We start from the raw sequence: 17,166 nt of genomic DNA on the forward strand, positions 1-17,166 counted from the left end.
CGGTGAAGAAAGCGCGAGGTCAGGACGGCTCAGGAAATCAGCGCCGCCAGACACTGCTGCAGTCGTGGGCCAATCTGCTCGAACATGCGTGGTGAGATGATCTCGACGTGCGCACAGTCCAGCGGCCAGACGGTCAGCCCGCCAATCCAGGGCGCCCAGGCGCGACGCACATCCTGACCGGGCTGCTGCGTCTGTTGCGCCAGGAACAGCGTGGCGTGTCCCCCGAAGCGGGCGCTGCGTGCCGTCGCCAGCAGGCGCACCGAACTGGCGTAGTTGGCTTCAATGGTGGTGAACAGCGCCGCCATCCCTTCACCGGCCTGCTCGCGCTGTGCCGCGATAAACTGCTCGCGCTCCCGATTCACTTCTTCCAGCACCGCCGGGTCCAGCACGTTTTCGCCGCGCCGTTCATCCCAGTTCTGCGTCTCTGGCGGCCAGGTATCCAGCAGCCCGAGGAAGGCGACCGTTTCACCTTCGGCCTCCAGCCGCGCAGCGATACCCTGTGCCAGCGTGCCGCCCAGTGAGTAGCCAAGGAAATAGTAGGGCCCCTCTGGCTGTTGCTGGCGCACCGTCACCAGATGTGCGTCACACACCGCATCAAGGTGCTGCGCCTGATTCAGCGGGCTGGTAATGTCGGGTGACTGAATACCGAGCAGCGACCAGCGGGCATCCAGATAGCGCTGCAACACGCTGAACTGCCAGGCAAAACCGGAGGCGGGATGGAAGCAGAACAGCGTCGGGCCGGTAGTGCGCCGCAGCGGCAAGACCGCCTCAAATCCGGCGCGGGCTGTCTCCGCGGATTCGCTACTGAGCAGGGCGGCCAGCTTTTCTGCCGTAGCTGCCACCATAATCTGGCCCACTGACACCGGCTGATTCAGCGTCCGCCGCAGATGCGCCGCCAGCCGCATCGCCAGCAGCGAATGGCCACCCAGCGCAAAAAAATCATCCTGTGCGCTGACGGACTCACGTTCCAGCAGCGTGGCGAACGCCTGCGCCAGCGTGGTTTCCAGACCAGGGTGCGGCGCACGACCGGCAGCCGCTGTCCGGGTCTGTGGCAGCGGCAGCGCTTTACGATCCAGCTTGCCGTTGCTGCTGAGCGGTAATGCCGCCAGCTGAACAATCGCCACCGGCACCATATGCGCGGGCAACTGTGTCGCCAGCGTCTGGCGCATGACGACGGCATCAATCGGGCCATCTGCCACTACATAGCCGACCAGCTGGCGGGCATCACCCTGCTGGTCGCTGCTGCTGCCCAGTACCACCGCATGCGTCACGGCCTGCACAATGCCAGGCAGCGCAGCCATGGCATGGTCGATCTCATTCAGCTCGATGCGCTGTCCGCGGATTTTAAGCTGATCGTCGCTGCGGCCCAGATACTCCACCGCACCATCCGGCAGCCAGCGCGCCACATCGCCGGTGCGGTACATGCGGGAGCCGTGACCCCACGGATCTGCCACAAACCGGCTGGCCGTGAGGTCGGGGCGATCCAGATAACCCTGTGCCAGCTGCACGCCGGTCAGCCAGAGATCGCCCGCCACGCCTGGCGGCACCGGCTGCAGACGCGCATCCAGAATCCGTAAGCCGGTGTTCCAGACCGGGAAGCCAATCGGCACGCTGGCACCGTCGACGGCTGCCAGCGCAGGTCCGAACGCCGGGTAGAAGCTGACATCCACTGCCGCTTCGGTCGGGCCATACAGGTTATGCAAGGGTACCCGGGTCAGCGTCTGCCACTGGCGCGACAGCTCAGCGGGCAGCGCTTCGCCACTGCAGAACACCTGCCGCAGGGTGGTGCACCTTTCTATCGCGTTGTCATCCTGCAGCGAGGCAACAAAGGCCGCCAGCATCGAGGGAACAAAATGGGTGGTGGTCACCCGGTAGCGGGCAAACAGCTGCTGCAGGGCTTCCGGGTCGCGGTGGGCATCAGGCGGTGCCATCACCAGCTGTGCGCCAGCAATCAAGGGCCAGAAGAACTCCCACACCGAGACATCAAAGCTGCTCGGCGTTTTCTGCAGCACGACATCATCACCGCCGAGCGGATAACAATCCTGCATCCACAGCAGCCGGTTGACGATTGCCTCATGACTGACCAGCACGCCTTTTGGCCGACCGGTCGAACCAGAGGTATAGATGAGGTAAGCGCCATCATGCGGACGCGGAGCCTGTGTCAGCACGCGATCAACCGGTGTTAACAGCGCGTCGTAAAACAGCGGCGCAACCGGTGAGAGAGCCGCCAGCCGGTCTGCCAGTTCGCGGCAGGTGATCAGCGTTTTCGGCGCGGCATCTTCCAGCATCATCTTCAGCCGATCGTCCGGGTAGCCGGTATCAAGCGGCAGCCAGGTTGCGCCTGTGCTGACAATCGCCTGCAGTGCCAGCGATAAAAAGACCGAGCGCGGCAGCGCCACGGCGACAATGTCACCCCGCGTCACACCCTTCGCAATCAGCTGTTGTCCCAGCGCGACGACCTGCTGCTGCATCTGCTGATAATTAAGCTGATGCGCCTCATCCGCCAGCGCCACGGCGTGCGGCGTACGCTGCGCCTGCTGCAGCAGCAGGCTGCTTAGCGTCTCTGCAGGCAGCATCACGGCGGTCTGATTGATCGCTGCCAACTGCTGATGTTCTTCCGGTATCAGCATATCCAGCTCGCCACAGGCGCACGCTGGCCGGACGGCAAGCTGCTGAAGCAGCAGACCAAAGCGGCTGGCATGTTGCTTCAGCACGGTTTCGCTGTAGCGCGCTGCATTAGCCAGTAATTCCAGCGTCAGGTCGCCCTGTTCGCTGAGGTAGATAGCAATCTCCAGATCGCGAACCGGGCCTGACGCCAGCTGATGAGTGATGCCTTCAATGCCGGCGAAATCGAGCTGATAGTCGAACATCTTCAGGTTAATCACCGGCCCATAGAGCGGAGCACTGTCACCCAATCGCCCCAGATCGCGCTGCACCTGCTCAGCGTCGTAACGCTGATGACGGCGCATTTTTCTGACCTCACCCGCCAGCCGCGCGGCCAGTGCCGTCAGCGGCTGTGCCGGATCGTAATGGATCGCCATAGGCAATACGTTGATCACCGGACCGGTGGCGCAGAGCGCGGCCGAGCCGATGCGGCGCATAAAGATGAAACCGGCGGCAAAGTCGTTCTGACCTGTGAGGCGCGCCAGCCACAGCGCCACCAGCGCAAAGGCGGTGTCCGCCGCGCTGAGATTCTGCTGCTGAGTATGCGCCAGCAACGCCTGAAAGGTGTGTCGCTCCACGGCAAATGTGTGTCGCAGCAGGTCGGTGCTGGCACTCTGACCCGCCAGCGGCAGCGAGGATAACGAGGCGGGCGCAGGTAAATGCGCCCCTTTTTCCAGCCAGAACTGACGATCGCGCTGCCAGGTCGAAGAGTGCTGATAGCGCTGATACTCGTCGACGACCTCGCTGAACGGGACAAAGGGGCTCGGCTCCGGCGTGTCGCCGTGCCGCCAGGCGCTGTAGAGATGGGCGATACGGCGGGTCAGGGCGGTAAAGCTGAAACCATCGACCACCAGATGATGGTAGCGCTGATACCAGTACCAGTGATCCTCGCCCAGCCGAAGCAGGCTGTGATGATAGAGCGGCGCACCGCTCAGCACCCGCAGATCGCCGGACATATCCTGCTGCATCAGCGCCCGTGCGGCCGCCGCCGGATCGGCGGCATCGCGTAGATCGATTATTTCAGGCTCGCGAAAATGCTGGGGGGCAGGCCACTGCAGCGGTTCACCCTCCTGCTCGCCAAAGGCCATATTCAGCGTGTCCGCTTCCTGCATGCCGGCAACGATGGCGCGAGACAGCAGCGCGCTGTTCAGCGCACCACGCAGTTCAACGAAATGCGCCACGGCGTAGGCATTGGAATAGGGGGATAACTGGTCAGCGATCCAGATGCCGGGCTGAGCGGCCACCAGCGGCAATGTTTTTTGTTCTGTCAGCGGGTTCAGGGTGGTCTCAGACATTGTGGCTCCCACTGTCCGGCGTCATAACCGGACGGATATCGTGCCAGTTTTCATTCAGCCAGCTCAGGCAGCGAACCTGTGGTTCGGGCCCATAAACAGGCCGCCATCCTGGCGGAACCGCACAAAAGGCGGGCCATAAACTGTATTGCTGCTGATCGTTTTTCAGCACCTGACAATCCTGCTGGGGATCGTCGAAAGGATTGCGTTGTTGCATGTTGGTCTCCTGTCCGAAGTCGTCGGGCGCGTTAACGCCGCTCTCCTGCGTATCCTTTTTCTTTCTTTTAATGGCGCACAGGCGGCGGGAGTTCAGCGGGTTATGACAATTGCCACATAGCTTTGAGGCCCGCCAGCAGCCCGCCGCGCCAGCACAGCGCATCGTGACCACCTTCAACCGGGTGATAGCTGACCTGATGTCCTGCCACAGTCAGATCGCGCTGAAACTGCTCGTTTGCCGCCAGAATCAGTCGTTCGCGCCGTCCCGCCTCCAGATAAAAGCGCCGGGAGGGCGCCTGCAGCAAACCCTGCTGTAACTGCTGCGGCAGCCAGCCATTCGGGTCGCCGCGCGCGGGCCACCAGAACGAACCGGAAAGACTGACGGCACCCGCAAAGGTTTCCGGCCAGGTCAGGGTGGCGTAAGCGGCAGAAAGGCCGCCAAAACTCTGTCCGGCCACCAGCGTGCTGTCGGCCCGGAACGATGTCCACTGCTGAATTTGTGGTAACAGCTCATGCTGAATCGCCAGCCAGAAATCGGGATTACAGGTCAGTTCACGCGTGCGGTGTTCGCGGTCAATGATGTCGATCATGACATAGACCGCAGGAGGCAGTTCGCCTGCCTCAGTGAGTTCCTGAAGCGGACCGGCAACCGGCATGCTGTGCGCCCAGAACTGACCATCCAGCAGCAGTGCCAGCGGACGATCGGCAGCGTCTGCCTCGCCGGTGACATAAAGCCAGACCTGACGTTGATTGCCCAGCCGCTGGCTGCGCCACAGATGCTGCTGCAGCGGAAGAGTGGCGGCGCGACCTTCATCAACTGCACGCCAGACCTGCTGCTCAGGCGCAAGCGGCAGATGCAGCGGTGAGACGCTCATGCCGCGCCCGGCCGACCAGCTCCGCAGCGGATTGAGCAGATCGCTTTGTGCCTGCCGGAATTTCTGACTCCACCACTGGCGCAGCGCCTGCATATCAGCCTGCCCGGTAAACGTCTCTGTCTGGTTGTCAGGGATCAGGCAGTAGCTGCCGCGCCAGTCAGCGGGCAGGGTGGTTTGCCACCACCAGACATCGGTATCAGGAACAGGTGTTAAGGAGGAAGGTGAGGCTGTGTGATGATGATCGGTTACACCGGTAATGTTGATCCAGACGCGCCGGGTATCAGAGTGCAGCGGATCACCCTGCGGATCACGCCAGAAAAAAGTGACCTGACAGGTCCCCTTTTCAGCGGGTTCAATCAGGGGAATGCCCTGTTGCTGCTGATGATGCCACCAGCGTTCGCTGCCGGTCTCTTCGTTTAACCACGCCATTCGCGCCATGATTCAATCACACTTGCTTAGGGTCATGCATGTTACAGATAATAGTATTGATAATTATTTGCATTTGCAATAGGGTGTTTCCGCTCGACAGGGAGCGCGCGCATTCTCTCTGTCGCATCGGATTTCAGACGGACGTAACGCGGTTCTGAAGCAGGTGTGGCGGGAGGGTTAATGCGTTGCAGGCAAGGTTATGACCTTTTTACCGGTACGCCGGCAGTGGCATGCTCGCTGGCACTCCAGGAACAGAAAAATGAAAAAGTTATCCCGGCTTTCGTTAGCCATTATGATTGAACTGGGTTTTACTGCCTCTCTCATTTCTGCTGGCGCAGTGGCTGCCCAAGCCCACAGCGACCCGGCGATCAACAACACGTCAGATACGATCCACGACGGCACCATGACGGTCACCGCCGCTGAGCAGACGCTGCAGGCACCTGGCGTATCGACGATTACCGCCGACGAAATAAAAAAACATCCCCCTGCGCGCGACGTTGCCGAAATTATCCGCACCATGCCGGGTGTCAACCTGACCGGTAACTCCACCAGCGGCCAGCGCGGAAACAACCGTCAGATCGATATCCGTGGCATGGGACCGGAAAACACCCTGATCCTGATCGATGGCCTGCCGGTAACCAGCCGTAATTCCGTGCGGCTTGGCTGGCGCGGTGAGCGCGACACACGTGGCGATACGAACTGGGTACCGCCAGAGATCATTGACCGCATTGACGTCATCCGCGGTCCGGCAGCGGCCCGTTACGGCAATGGTGCGGCGGGTGGCGTGGTCAATATCATCACCAAAAAAGAGATGGATAATCAGTGGCACGGCTCGTGGAGCGCCTATTACAACGTGCCGCAACACAAGGAGGAGGGCGCGACGCGGCGTACCAACTTCAGTCTTGAAGGACCGCTGGGCGATGATGTCAGTTTCCGGCTCTATGGCGGTCTGGCAAAAACGCAGGCCGACGCTTACGACATCAATGAAGGTCACGCCGCTGACCGCACCGGCAGTTATGCAGGATCCTATCCGGCGGGCCGGGAAGGTTCAGTCAATAAAGATGTTTATGGCCTGCTGCGCTGGGCGTTTGCACCAATGCAGGCGCTGGAAGTGGGGGCCGGTTACAGCCGGCAGGGCAACCTCTATGCTGGCGACACCCAGAACACCAATACCAACGCGCTTGTGAAAAGCAAATATGGTGACGAGACCAACCGGCTCTATCGGCAGAACTTTTCGGTTAAGTGGACCGGCGCCTGGGGTAATGGCATCAGCACCAATACCTATGCGCAGTATGAAAACACCCGTAACTCGCGCCTGAATGAAGGGCTGGCGGGCGGCACTGAAGGTATCTTTTCCAACAGCAACTTCAACACCATCCAGCTGGATGATGTGTTGCTGCACAGCGAGATCAGCGTGCCGTTTGAGTGGCTTGTGAATCAGACCGCAACCTTTGGCACAGAATGGAATCAGCAACGGATGAAGGATCCGTCCTCAACGACGCAGGCCGCCAGCTACGGTTCGATTCCGGGTATCGCCACCACCGGACGCTCTCCCTATTCGCAGGCGGAGATCTTCTCACTATTTGCGGAAGACAATATTGAGCTGACCGACAGCACCATGCTGACGCCAGGCCTGCGCTTCGATCACCATTCGATTGTCGGCGATAACTGGAGCCCGTCGCTCAACCTCTCACAGGGATTAGGCGATGAGGTCACCCTGAAAATGGGCATTGCACGCGCTTATAAAGCGCCGAGCCTCTACCAGACCAACCCGAACTATCTGCTTTACAGCAATGGTCAGGGCTGCGCGGCCAGTGCCGGTGCCTGTTATCTGATGGGTAATGATGACCTGAAAGCGGAAAACAGCATCAATAAAGAGATTGGACTTGAATGGAAGCGCGACGGCTATCAGGCGGGTCTGACCTGGTTCCGCAACGACTATCGCAACAAGATTGAGGCAGGCACGGCTCCCACCGGCACCGCGTCTAACGGCAAAACCGACATCTACAAATGGGAAAATGTGCCAAAAGCGGTGGTTGAGGGGCTGGAAGGTACGGTTAACGTCCCGTTCTCCGACAGCGTAACGTGGAACAACAACTTCACGTATATGCTGCAAAGCAAAAATAAAGAGACTGGCGATCGTCTGTCAATTATTCCGGCGTATACGCTCAATTCGACGCTGAGCTGGCAGGCGACGCAGGATCTCTCCCTCCAGACAACCCTGACCTGGTACGGTAAACAGGTGCCGAAGAAGTATGACTATAAGGGTAACGCCGTAACCGGCAGCGCGACCGATCAGGTCAGCCCCTATTCGGTGGTGGGGATGAGCGGCACCTATGATGTTAATCAGTATGCCAGCCTCACGGTCGGTATCGACAACCTGTTCGACAAGCGTCATTTCCGTCAGGGCAATGCGCAGACTACCGGCAATGCCACCACCGGCGCTTACCTCTACGGCGCGGGAGCCAATACCTTTAACGAATCGGGCCGCACATTTTATATGAGCATGAACACCCGCTTCTGATCGGTTCAGCCATAAAAAAACGCAGCAGGGTGATCGCCCGCTGCGTTTTTTATCTCTGCTTTATCAGTTGTTCTGATTGATATCGCGGTAGAGTCGGCTCTCAAAACGTACCAGTGGAATACGGCGGGTACGTTGATCTTCCGGCGGCACTGCATAACCGGAAAGGAACTGAACAAAGGCGACACGGGCACCACTGGAGGTGGTAATAAAGCCCGCCAGATTATAGACGCCCTGCAGTGAACCGGTTTTCGCCGAGACCTTGCCATCCAGTCCCGCTTCATGCAGTCCGCCGCGATACTGTAGCGTGCCGTCATAACCCGCCAGCGGCAGCATCGAAATATAATCCAGCGTGTTGTCATTCTTCGCAATGAACTGCAACACCTGCATCATGGTTTGCGGCGAAATCAGATCGTGGCGCGACAGACCGGAACCATCGACCTGAATGCTGTTGCCCATATCCACATTGGCTTTGGCTTTCAGGATCCGGCGGACAGCATCCTGTCCGGCGCGGAATGTACCGGGCACGTTGAAGTAGTGATGACCAATGGTGCGGAAGACCGTGTCGGCTATCATGTTGTCTGACTTCTTCAGCATGGTGTGCAGCAGCGTATGCAGCGGCGCAGACTGGGTCGATGCCAGTACAGTACCTGGCTCCGTGACCTGCGTCTGGCGTACCAGATGGCCACTGTAGTCAATCTCTGATGACCGCAGCTCTGCCTTCAGGATTTCACCCGCCCACGCCGCGCCATCCTGCACCGCAAAGGCCAGCGGCAGCGGTTCGGCACGCTGGCGCATACAGCCTGTCAGGGTGTAGCGGTTCAGCTCACCCGGCACCACATCCAGTTCACAATATTGCCCTTCACCGCTGTTACGGCCGATGGTGCGGACCTGGCTGTACATATGCGCCGGATAATAGGAAGCGATGCGCACAAACGCATTTTCACCCGGCGTATTAGCGCTGTAGAGCGACACCGAGAAGCAGTTTTTATCTACAATCGCGGCACCCGGCGGGGCGCTGAAGCACTGGGTCATATCGTTCCACGGCCAGCCCGGTGCCATGTCATGACTGGCAAAAACCGAGGTGTCGATAACCAGATTGCCTTTGATATGGTTAATGCCCTGCTTCTTTATCGCCGCGACCATGTTGCGCAGATCCTGACGGCTTAACGTCGGATCACCGCCGAAACGTGCGACTAAATCGCCGTTCAGGGTGCCATCTATAATGGCACCCCGGGTCTCAAACGTGGTCTGAAAACGGAAATCGCCACCCAGTTCCAGTAGTGCCGCCAGCGCCGTCACCACTTTCATGGTACTGGCGGGCAGGGCCATCTGTTTGCCGTGGTAATCAATGATCGGTGTTGATGCACCCACTTTCTGAACCATCAGCGCCAGATTGGCGCCATCTGGCAGGTACTGCATGTATTCATCAACTGGCGCTGCGTGTGCCTGCAGCATAAATGCGCAGCTTAATCCGGTAACAAGTCGTGAAAATCGCATAATCTCGCGGTAACTGGCAGGTGAGGGCGTCAATACTACGTCGCTGGGCGGTGCAAAGTAAACGATGACCCGCAGGGAACTCTGGGGTAAAATACGTATCAAATTGCAAAACTCTTTTCTGGCCTGGAGGCATCTCCGGGTCAGGATTCTTTTATTTGCAAAAACGGGCTAATGCGCCGCAGAGCGCTTTTTTCTGCGGTCACCGGTCAGGATGACATCGTTAAACAGGAAAGAGGGCGAGGAGCTTAAATGAATCAGATTCCGATGACGTTAAGAGGCGCTGAAAGATTGCGCGAAGAGCTGAACGAGCTGAAAACCGTGAAGCGCCCGCGCATTATCGCCTCTATCGCTGATGCACGCGAACATGGCGATTTAAAAGAGAACGCGGAATATCACGCTGCGCGTGAAGAGCAGGGCTTTTGTGAAGGCCGTATTCAGGAGATTGAAGCCAAACTCTCCAATGCGCAGGTTATCGATGTCACGCAGATGCCGAAAACCGGCCGCGTGATCTTCGGTGCCACGGTGACCGTGCTGAACGTCGAGACCGACGAAGAAGCCACGTATCGCATCGTGGGCGATGACGAAGCGGACTTTAAGCAAAATCTGATTTCGGTCAATTCGCCAATGGCGCGTGGCCTGGTGGGTAAAGAGGCCGATGATGTGGCTATCGTAAAAACCCCGGGCGGCGACGTTGAGTATGAGATCCTGAAGGTGGAATACCTTTAAGATGTTGCTACGCTTTGAAAAGCGTTTAAGCACAATGTAAAGAAAGGAAAAAGGCCGCATTGCGGCCTTTTATCTGAGGTAAGAGCATGTCACTTTCTTTGCCCACTTAGCGTGGCAGAGAAATTTTGCTCTCTTTAGAGGGGCGATACAGCACCAGCGTTTTGCCGATCACCTGTACGTTGCTGGCACCGGTCTCACGCACGATAGCCTCGACGATCAGCTGTTTCGTTTCACGATCTTCAGAGGCGATTTTTACCTTAATCAGTTCGTGATGCGACAGAGCCTGCTCGATTTCGGCCAGCACGCCTTCAGTCAGGCCATTGCCACCCAGCATAACTACTGGCTTGAGCGGATGGGCGAGGCCCTTGAGGTGCTGTTTTTGTTTGGTACTTAGATTCATCGTAGTTTTTTACTTACTCAGGGATTGAAAACGGTTCATTCTACCGCCATCTCGGGTATATCACCAAATCGACGCAACCCATTGCGTGCAGGTTTATCGCTACGATGACGATTTAACTGGAATTATTATGACGGGTAAAAAGCGTTCGGCCAGCTCCAGCCGCTGGCTTCAGGAACACTTTAGCGATAAATATGTGCTTCAGGCGCAGAAAAAAGGGTTGCGCTCGCGCGCCTGGTTTAAACTTGATGAAATACAACAGGGTGACAAGCTTTTCAAACCCGGCATGACCGTGGTAGATCTGGGTGCTGCACCTGGTGGCTGGTCGCAGTATGTGGTTCAGCAAATCGGGAATAAAGGCCGCATCATTGCCTGTGATATCCTGCCAATGGATCCGATAGTCGGTGTCGATTTCCTTCAGGGCGATTTTCGTGAAGAATCGGTAATCAATGCGCTGCTTGAGCGCGTTGGCGATCAGAAAGTTCAGGTTGTCATGTCCGATATGGCGCCGAATATGAGTGGTACACCTGCCGTAGATATTCCCCGGTCGATGTATTTAGTGGAACTGGCGCTGGAGATGTGTCGGGATATCCTGGCACCTGGCGGCAGTTTTGTAGTGAAAGTGTTTCAGGGAGATGGCTTCGATGAATACCTGCGGGAAATTCGCTCCCTGTTTACGAAAGTAAAAATTCGTAAGCCGGACGCTTCACGGTCTCGTTCACGTGAAGTGTACATTGTGGCGACTGGGCGCAAACTATAACCAAATTGCTGGAGATGTCCGCAGCTTTGCTGCGATTCCATGTATGCAGGAACTATAGTACCCTACGCTATCTGTTAACACCGATGTAATATGAGGTTAATCCCTTGAGTGACATGGCGAAAAACCTGATTCTCTGGTTAGTCATCGCGGTCGTGCTGATGTCAGTATTCCAGAGCTTTGGGCCCAGCGAGTCGAATGGCCGTCGGGTTGATTATTCAACCTTCCTGTCGGAAGTGAACCAGGATCAGGTCCGCGAGGCACGTATTAACGGGCGTGAAATTAACGTTGTCAAAAAAGACAGCAATAAATATACCACCTACATTCCTGTCAATGATCCTAAGTTGCTCGATAACCTCTTGACCAAAAACGTCAAAGTGGTTGGCGAACCGCCGGAAGAACCGAGCCTGCTGGCTTCCATCTTCATTTCGTGGTTCCCGATGCTGCTGCTGATCGGTGTGTGGATCTTCTTTATGCGTCAGATGCAGGGCGGCGGCGGTAAGGGCGCGATGTCCTTCGGCAAAAGCAAAGCCCGCATGTTGACAGAAGACCAGATTAAAACCACTTTCGCCGACGTTGCGGGTTGTGACGAAGCGAAAGATGAAGTGGCTGAGCTGGTGGAATATCTGCGTGAGCCGAGCCGTTTCCAGAAGCTGGGCGGTAAAATTCCAAAAGGCGTTCTGATGGTGGGGCCGCCGGGTACCGGTAAAACCCTGCTGGCAAAAGCGATTGCCGGTGAAGCCAAAGTGCCTTTCTTCACTATTTCTGGTTCTGACTTTGTGGAAATGTTTGTCGGTGTCGGTGCATCACGTGTGCGCGACATGTTCGAACAGGCCAAGAAAGCCGCACCGTGCATCATCTTCATCGATGAGATCGATGCCGTCGGTCGTCAGCGTGGCGCCGGTTTAGGCGGTGGTCATGATGAACGTGAGCAGACGCTGAACCAGATGCTGGTTGAGATGGATGGTTTCGAAGGTAACGAAGGAATTATCGTTATCGCCGCGACTAACCGTCCTGACGTACTGGACCCTGCGCTGCTGCGTCCAGGCCGCTTTGACCGTCAGGTTGTGGTCGGTCTGCCAGACGTACGTGGTCGTGAGCAGATCCTGAAAGTGCATATGCGTCGTGTGCCACTGGCAACCGACATTGACGCCGCAATCATTGCACGTGGTACGCCAGGCTTCTCAGGTGCCGATCTGGCTAACCTGGTGAACGAAGCAGCGCTGTTCGCCGCTCGTTCAAACAAGCGTGTGGTGTCGATGGTTGAGTTCGAGAAAGCGAAAGACAAAATCATGATGGGTGCGGAACGTCGCTCCATGGTGATGACGGAATCGCAGAAAGAATCCACTGCCTATCACGAAGCGGGCCACGCCATTATTGGCCGCCTGGTGCCAGAGCATGATCCGGTGCATAAAGTCACGATTATCCCGCGCGGCCGTGCGCTGGGTGTGACCTTCTTCCTGCCTGAAGGCGACGCGATTAGCGCCAGCCGTCAGAAACTGGAAAGTCAGATCTCAACGCTGTATGGCGGTCGCCTGGCAGAAGAGATCATCTATGGTGTTGAACATGTTTCTACCGGCGCGTCCAACGACATTAAAGTCGCGACGAATCTGGCACGTAACATGGTGACGCAATGGGGCTTCTCTGAAAAACTGGGTCCGTTGCTCTATGCAGAAGAAGAGGGTGAAGTGTTCCTTGGACGTTCTGTCGCGAAAGCGAAACACATGTCTGATGAAACAGCCCGCATCATCGACCAGGAAGTTAAACACCTGATCGACAGCAACTACCAGCGTGCTCGCCGCATTCTGGGTGAGAACATGGACATTCTTCACGCGATGAAAGACGCGCTGATGAAGTATGAAACCATTGATGCACCACAGATCGACGACCTGATGGCACGCCGCGAAGTGCGTCCGCCAGCGGGCTGGGAAGATCCAGGCAGCAACTCAGACAGCAACGGTACGCCAAAAGCGCCACGTCCGGTTGATGAACCGCGTACGCCGAACCCAGGCAATACCATGTCAGAGCAGTACAACAAATAAGACGCATCATCGTCAGACAAAACCCCGGCTGGTCCGGGGTTTTTTACATCCAGATATTGATCAGCAAGGAGTTTTCACCATGAAGTTGTTTGCCCGTGATTCCCATCTCGATTTATCGTTTCCTCATGTGATGGGCATTCTGAATGTCACGCCGGACTCCTTTTCAGATGGTGGTAAACATAACGCGCTGGTCGATGCGCTGACGCATACCAATGAAATGGTCAACGCCGGCGCAACCATTATCGATGTAGGCGGCGAATCAACCCGTCCTGGCGCTGATGAGGTCAGTGTGGAGGAGGAGCTGGAGCGGGTCATTCCGGTGATCGATGCCATCGCCCAGCGTTTCGAAGTCTGGATTTCAGTAGACACCTCTAAAGCGGACGTGATCCGGGAAGCCGCGCGAGTGGGTGCTCACATCATTAACGATGTCCGCTCACTCTCCGAACCGGGGGCGCTGGAAGCCGCCGCCGCAACCGGACTGCCTGTCTGTTTAATGCATATGCAGGGCGAACCGCGCACCATGCAGCAGGCACCGGTTTACGAAAACATCTTAAGCGAAGTGGACACTTACTTCGCTCAGCAGATTGCGCGTTGCGAAGCGGCGGGAATGAAAAAAGAGCAGCTGATACTCGACCCGGGCTTCGGTTTCGGTAAAAATCTCAGCCACAATTATGAACTGCTGGCTCATCTCAGCGATTTTCACCACTTTGGTCTGCCACTGCTGGTGGGGATGTCGCGTAAATCGATGATTGGCCAGTTGTTAAATGTCGGCCCGTCACAGCGTTTAACCGGCAGCCTGAGCTGCGCGGTGATTGCTGCCATGCAGGGCGCGCAGATTATTCGCGCCCATGACGTAAAAGAGACGGCCGAAGCGATGCGCGTGGTCGAAGCGACCCGAAGAGCAAAAGGAACATCATGAGTAATCGTAAATATTTCGGTACAGACGGCATTCGCGGCAAAGTCGGTGAAACACCTATCACGCCAGATTTCGTCCTGAAGCTGGGCTGGGCCGCGGGTAAAGTACTGGCGCGCCACGGTTCCAAAAAGATCATCATCGGCAAAGATACCCGTATCTCTGGCTATATGCTGGAGTCTGCGCTGGAAGCGGGTCTCGCCGCCGCGGGCCTGACCGCTGCGTTTACCGGTCCGATGCCGACCCCCGCCATCGCCTATCTGACCCGAACCTTCCGCGCTGAGGCGGGCATCGTTATTTCAGCGTCGCACAATCCATTTGACGATAACGGCATTAAATTCTTCTCGTCCGAAGGCACCAAATTGCCTGATGACGTGGAAGAAGCGATTGAGCTGGAGATGGAAAAGCCGATTACCTGCGTGGAGTCCGCGCAGTTAGGGCGCGCCAGCCGCATCGTCGATGCAGCAGGGCGTTACATTGAGTTCTGTAAGGGGACTTTCCCCAGCGAGCTCAATCTGAATGGCCTGAAAATTGTGGTCGACTGTGCCAATGGTGCGACTTACCACATTGCGCCGAATGTCCTGCGCGAGCTGGGCGCAACCGTCATCGCAATCGGTGTGCAGCCAGACGGCATGAACATCAACAAAGAGTGCGGTGCGACCGATCTTAAACTGCTGCAGCAACGCGTACTGGCAGAGAAGGCGGATATTGGCCTGGCCTATGACGGCGACGGCGACCGCATCATGATGATTGACCATCTGGGTGACAAAGTTGACGGTGACCAGATCCTTTACATCATTGCACGTGAAGCGCTGCGTCAGGGGCAGTTACGTGGCGGTGTAGTGGGTACGCTGATGAGCAACATGGGCCTGGAATTAGCGCTGAAACAGCTCGGCATTCCGTTTACCCGTGCCAAAGTCGGTGACCGTTATGTGCTGGAGAAGATGCAGGAGAAGGGCTGGCGTCTCGGCGCGGAGAACTCCGGTCATGTGATCCTGCTGGATAAAACCACCACAGGCGACGGTATCGTGGCAAGTTTGCAAGTGCTCACTGCGATGGTGCGTAACCACATGAGCCTGCACGATCTCTGCAGTGGTATGAAGATGCTGCCGCAGGTGCTGGTCAACGTACGCTTCGCGGGCGAGCATGACCCGCTGCAAAGCGACGCCGTCAAAACGGTCACCGCCGATGTTGAAAAAGCGCTGGCGGGTCGCGGACGCGTTCTGTTGCGTAAGTCAGGCACTGAGCCGCTGATTCGTGTGATGGTCGAAGGCGAAAATGAGGCGCAGGTCACCGAACTGGCTAATCGTATTGCCGATCAGGTCAAAGCGGTTTAAACCTCTTAAAGGCGGTTATCAGAATGCGGATCCGCCTGTAAAATCACCGGGATGGCGCTTTTTTCTGCAATCAGTTTGCGTAAGAGAAATTGCACTTGCAGAGATATGCGCCTTTGGTTAGTATTCACACCCGCTTCTGATGGGTGATGACGAGACGCCCCATCAATACTGGTTGAAGCTTTAACTGTACGATTATCGTGCAAGGAACAGGTTGAATATGTACGAAGCTCTTTTAGTTGTTTTCCTTATTGTGGCTATCGCCCTCGTGGGTATGATCATGCTGCAGCAAGGCAAAGGCGCTGATATGGGAGCCTCATTCGGTGCAGGCGCATCCGGTACGGTGTTTGGTTCTTCGGGTTCAGGTAATTTCATGACCCGTACCACTGGCATCTTAGCGGCACTGTTCTTCATCATCAGCCTGGTTCTGGGTAATCTGAACAGCAATAAAGCCTCGAAAGGAAGCGAGTGGGAAAATCTTTCTGCGCCGGCGCAGTCTTCTCAACAGACTGAAAAGCCAGCTCAACCGGTTACACCGGGCAGCGATATTCCTAAGTAAGGTCGTCAGCACAACGAATCGTTGTGGTCAGTGCAGTGCCGTGGTGGTGGAATTGGTAGACACGCTACCTTGAGGTGGTAGTGCCCGATTGGGCTTACGGGTTCAAGTCCCGTCCTCGGTACCAAATAGCATTATCTCTTGCATTTTATGCAGGTCTGGCGTATTATTCGCCACGTTTTCGGACGCGGGGTGGAGCAGCCTGGTAGCTCGTCGGGCTCATAACCCGAAGGTCGTCGGTTCAAATCCGGCCCCCGCAACCAATTTTCCCTTTGAGTTCTTTTTCAAATATACTGTATGCATCGACGGACGCATTCACGGCTATTTTTTGAAAGAAAATTCTTTGGATGGAGTCCGGGCCGCATTGCGGCATACAGGGTCCAGTGACTAAAAGCCCCGAATATTCGGGGTTTTTTGTTATTAGCGAATCGTAATACTGGGCTATAGGCCCTTTTTTTATGTCTTGGGGGTGGGCTTGTCCACATTAGAGCAAAAATTGACAGAGTTGGTATCGGCTCCCGTAGAAGCGCTGGGTTACGAACTGGTTGGAATTGAATTCGTTCGTAGTCGCACATCTATCCTGCGCATCTATATTGATAGTGAAGATGGCATCAATGTCGATGATTGCGCCGATGTCAGCCACCAGGTAAGTGCGGTAATGGATGTTGAAGATCCGATTACGGTACCTTACAACCTTGAAGTCTCTTCACCGGGACTCGATCGTCCTCTGTTCACCGCAGAACACTACACCCGTTTTATGGGTGAAGAAGTGAGTCTGGTGTTGCGTATGGCCGTTCAGAACCGCCGTAAATGGCAGGGAACCATCAAGTCAGTTGATGGCGAGATGATCACGGTGCACGTTGAGGGTAGCGATGAAGTGTTCGCGCTGAGTAATATTCAGAAAGCGAACCTGGTCCCCCACTTTTAAAAGTCCGGATTGAGGC

At 56.5% G+C, this 17,166-nt stretch carries 13 protein-coding genes and 2 tRNA genes; 10 read left to right on the forward strand and 5 right to left on the reverse strand.

Annotation, left to right across the window (positions count from 1 at the left end; all coding sequences use genetic code 11):
- Window positions 1-29 precede the first annotated feature (29 nt).
- The 3 genes from AC6I8E_RS02035 to fes form a co-directional block, all read right to left on the reverse strand.
- On the reverse strand, window positions 30-3,959 hold the full coding sequence (locus tag AC6I8E_RS02035; protein ID WP_497824358.1) for an enterobactin synthase subunit F: 3,930 nt from the start codon (window positions 3,957-3,959) through the stop codon (window positions 30-32).
- A complete protein-coding gene (locus AC6I8E_RS02040) occupies window positions 3,952-4,173 on the reverse strand; it encodes an MbtH family protein (protein ID WP_497824359.1) in 222 nt (73 codons plus the stop codon). Before AC6I8E_RS02040 ends, AC6I8E_RS02035 begins: the two co-directional genes overlap by 8 nt.
- A 100-nt stretch (window positions 4,174-4,273) precedes the next feature.
- Complete coding sequence (fes, locus tag AC6I8E_RS02045) at window positions 4,274-5,485, reverse strand: enterochelin esterase (RefSeq protein ID WP_497824360.1); 1,212 nt, start codon at window positions 5,483-5,485, stop codon at window positions 4,274-4,276.
- 250 nt (window positions 5,486-5,735) lie between these two features.
- Here fes and AC6I8E_RS02050 point away from each other — a divergent pair, with 250 nt between their 5' ends.
- Window positions 5,736-8,000 carry a TonB-dependent siderophore receptor gene (locus AC6I8E_RS02050; protein WP_497824361.1) on the forward strand — a complete coding sequence of 755 codons (2,265 nt, stop codon included), beginning with the start codon at window positions 5,736-5,738 and terminating at the stop codon, window positions 7,998-8,000.
- Between the two features lie 63 nt (window positions 8,001-8,063).
- Here AC6I8E_RS02050 and dacB read toward each other — a convergent pair whose 3' ends face one another.
- Entirely contained in the window at window positions 8,064-9,497 is a 1,434-nt protein-coding gene (gene dacB, locus AC6I8E_RS02055) for a serine-type D-Ala-D-Ala carboxypeptidase (protein ID WP_010251813.1), read from the reverse strand.
- 249 nt (window positions 9,498-9,746) lie between these two features.
- Here dacB and greA point away from each other — a divergent pair, with 249 nt between their 5' ends.
- Window positions 9,747-10,223, forward strand: coding sequence for a transcription elongation factor GreA (gene greA / locus AC6I8E_RS02060; RefSeq protein ID WP_010251811.1), 477 nt, complete (start codon window positions 9,747-9,749; stop codon window positions 10,221-10,223).
- Window positions 10,224-10,329: 106 nt separating this feature from the next.
- Here the strand turns inward: greA and yhbY are convergent, their stop codons facing one another.
- Window positions 10,330-10,623 carry a ribosome assembly RNA-binding protein YhbY gene (gene yhbY, locus AC6I8E_RS02065; protein ID WP_010251809.1) on the reverse strand — a complete coding sequence of 98 codons (294 nt, stop codon included), beginning with the start codon at window positions 10,621-10,623 and terminating at the stop codon, window positions 10,330-10,332.
- A gap of 127 nt (window positions 10,624-10,750) precedes the next feature.
- On the opposite strand from yhbY, the gene rlmE reads away from it, so the two are divergent.
- From rlmE to rimP, 8 genes are all read left to right on the forward strand, one after another.
- Window positions 10,751-11,380 (forward strand): 23S rRNA (uridine(2552)-2'-O)-methyltransferase RlmE, encoded by a 630-nt coding sequence (rlmE, locus tag AC6I8E_RS02070; RefSeq protein WP_013359905.1) that lies wholly within the window; start codon window positions 10,751-10,753, stop codon window positions 11,378-11,380.
- Window positions 11,381-11,493: 113 nt separating this feature from the next.
- Window positions 11,494-13,419 (forward strand): ATP-dependent zinc metalloprotease FtsH, encoded by a 1,926-nt coding sequence (gene ftsH / locus AC6I8E_RS02075; RefSeq protein ID WP_033731314.1) that lies wholly within the window; start codon window positions 11,494-11,496, stop codon window positions 13,417-13,419.
- Window positions 13,420-13,498: 79 nt separating this feature from the next.
- Window positions 13,499-14,338 carry a dihydropteroate synthase gene (gene folP / locus AC6I8E_RS02080; RefSeq protein ID WP_013359907.1) on the forward strand — a complete coding sequence of 280 codons (840 nt, stop codon included), beginning with the start codon at window positions 13,499-13,501 and terminating at the stop codon, window positions 14,336-14,338.
- Entirely contained in the window at window positions 14,335-15,669 is a 1,335-nt protein-coding gene (gene glmM / locus AC6I8E_RS02085) for a phosphoglucosamine mutase (RefSeq protein ID WP_013359908.1), read from the forward strand. The genes folP and glmM overlap by 4 nt, the downstream gene beginning before the upstream one ends.
- Window positions 15,670-15,886: 217 nt before the next feature.
- Window positions 15,887-16,225 carry a preprotein translocase subunit SecG gene (secG, locus tag AC6I8E_RS02090; protein WP_003851074.1) on the forward strand — a complete coding sequence of 113 codons (339 nt, stop codon included), beginning with the start codon at window positions 15,887-15,889 and terminating at the stop codon, window positions 16,223-16,225.
- 37 nt (window positions 16,226-16,262) lie between these two features.
- A tRNA-Leu gene (locus tag AC6I8E_RS02095) sits at window positions 16,263-16,349 on the forward strand.
- A 59-nt stretch (window positions 16,350-16,408) separates the two neighbouring features.
- Window positions 16,409-16,485: transfer RNA gene (locus AC6I8E_RS02100), tRNA-Met, on the forward strand.
- A gap of 212 nt (window positions 16,486-16,697) precedes the next feature.
- On the forward strand, window positions 16,698-17,150 hold the full coding sequence (gene rimP, locus AC6I8E_RS02105) for a ribosome maturation factor RimP (protein WP_010251795.1): 453 nt from the start codon (window positions 16,698-16,700) through the stop codon (window positions 17,148-17,150).
- The last annotated feature ends 16 nt before the right edge of the window (window positions 17,151-17,166 follow it).

It is taken from the genome of Pantoea sp. X-Soil-YNGN-785 (assembly GCF_059730585.1).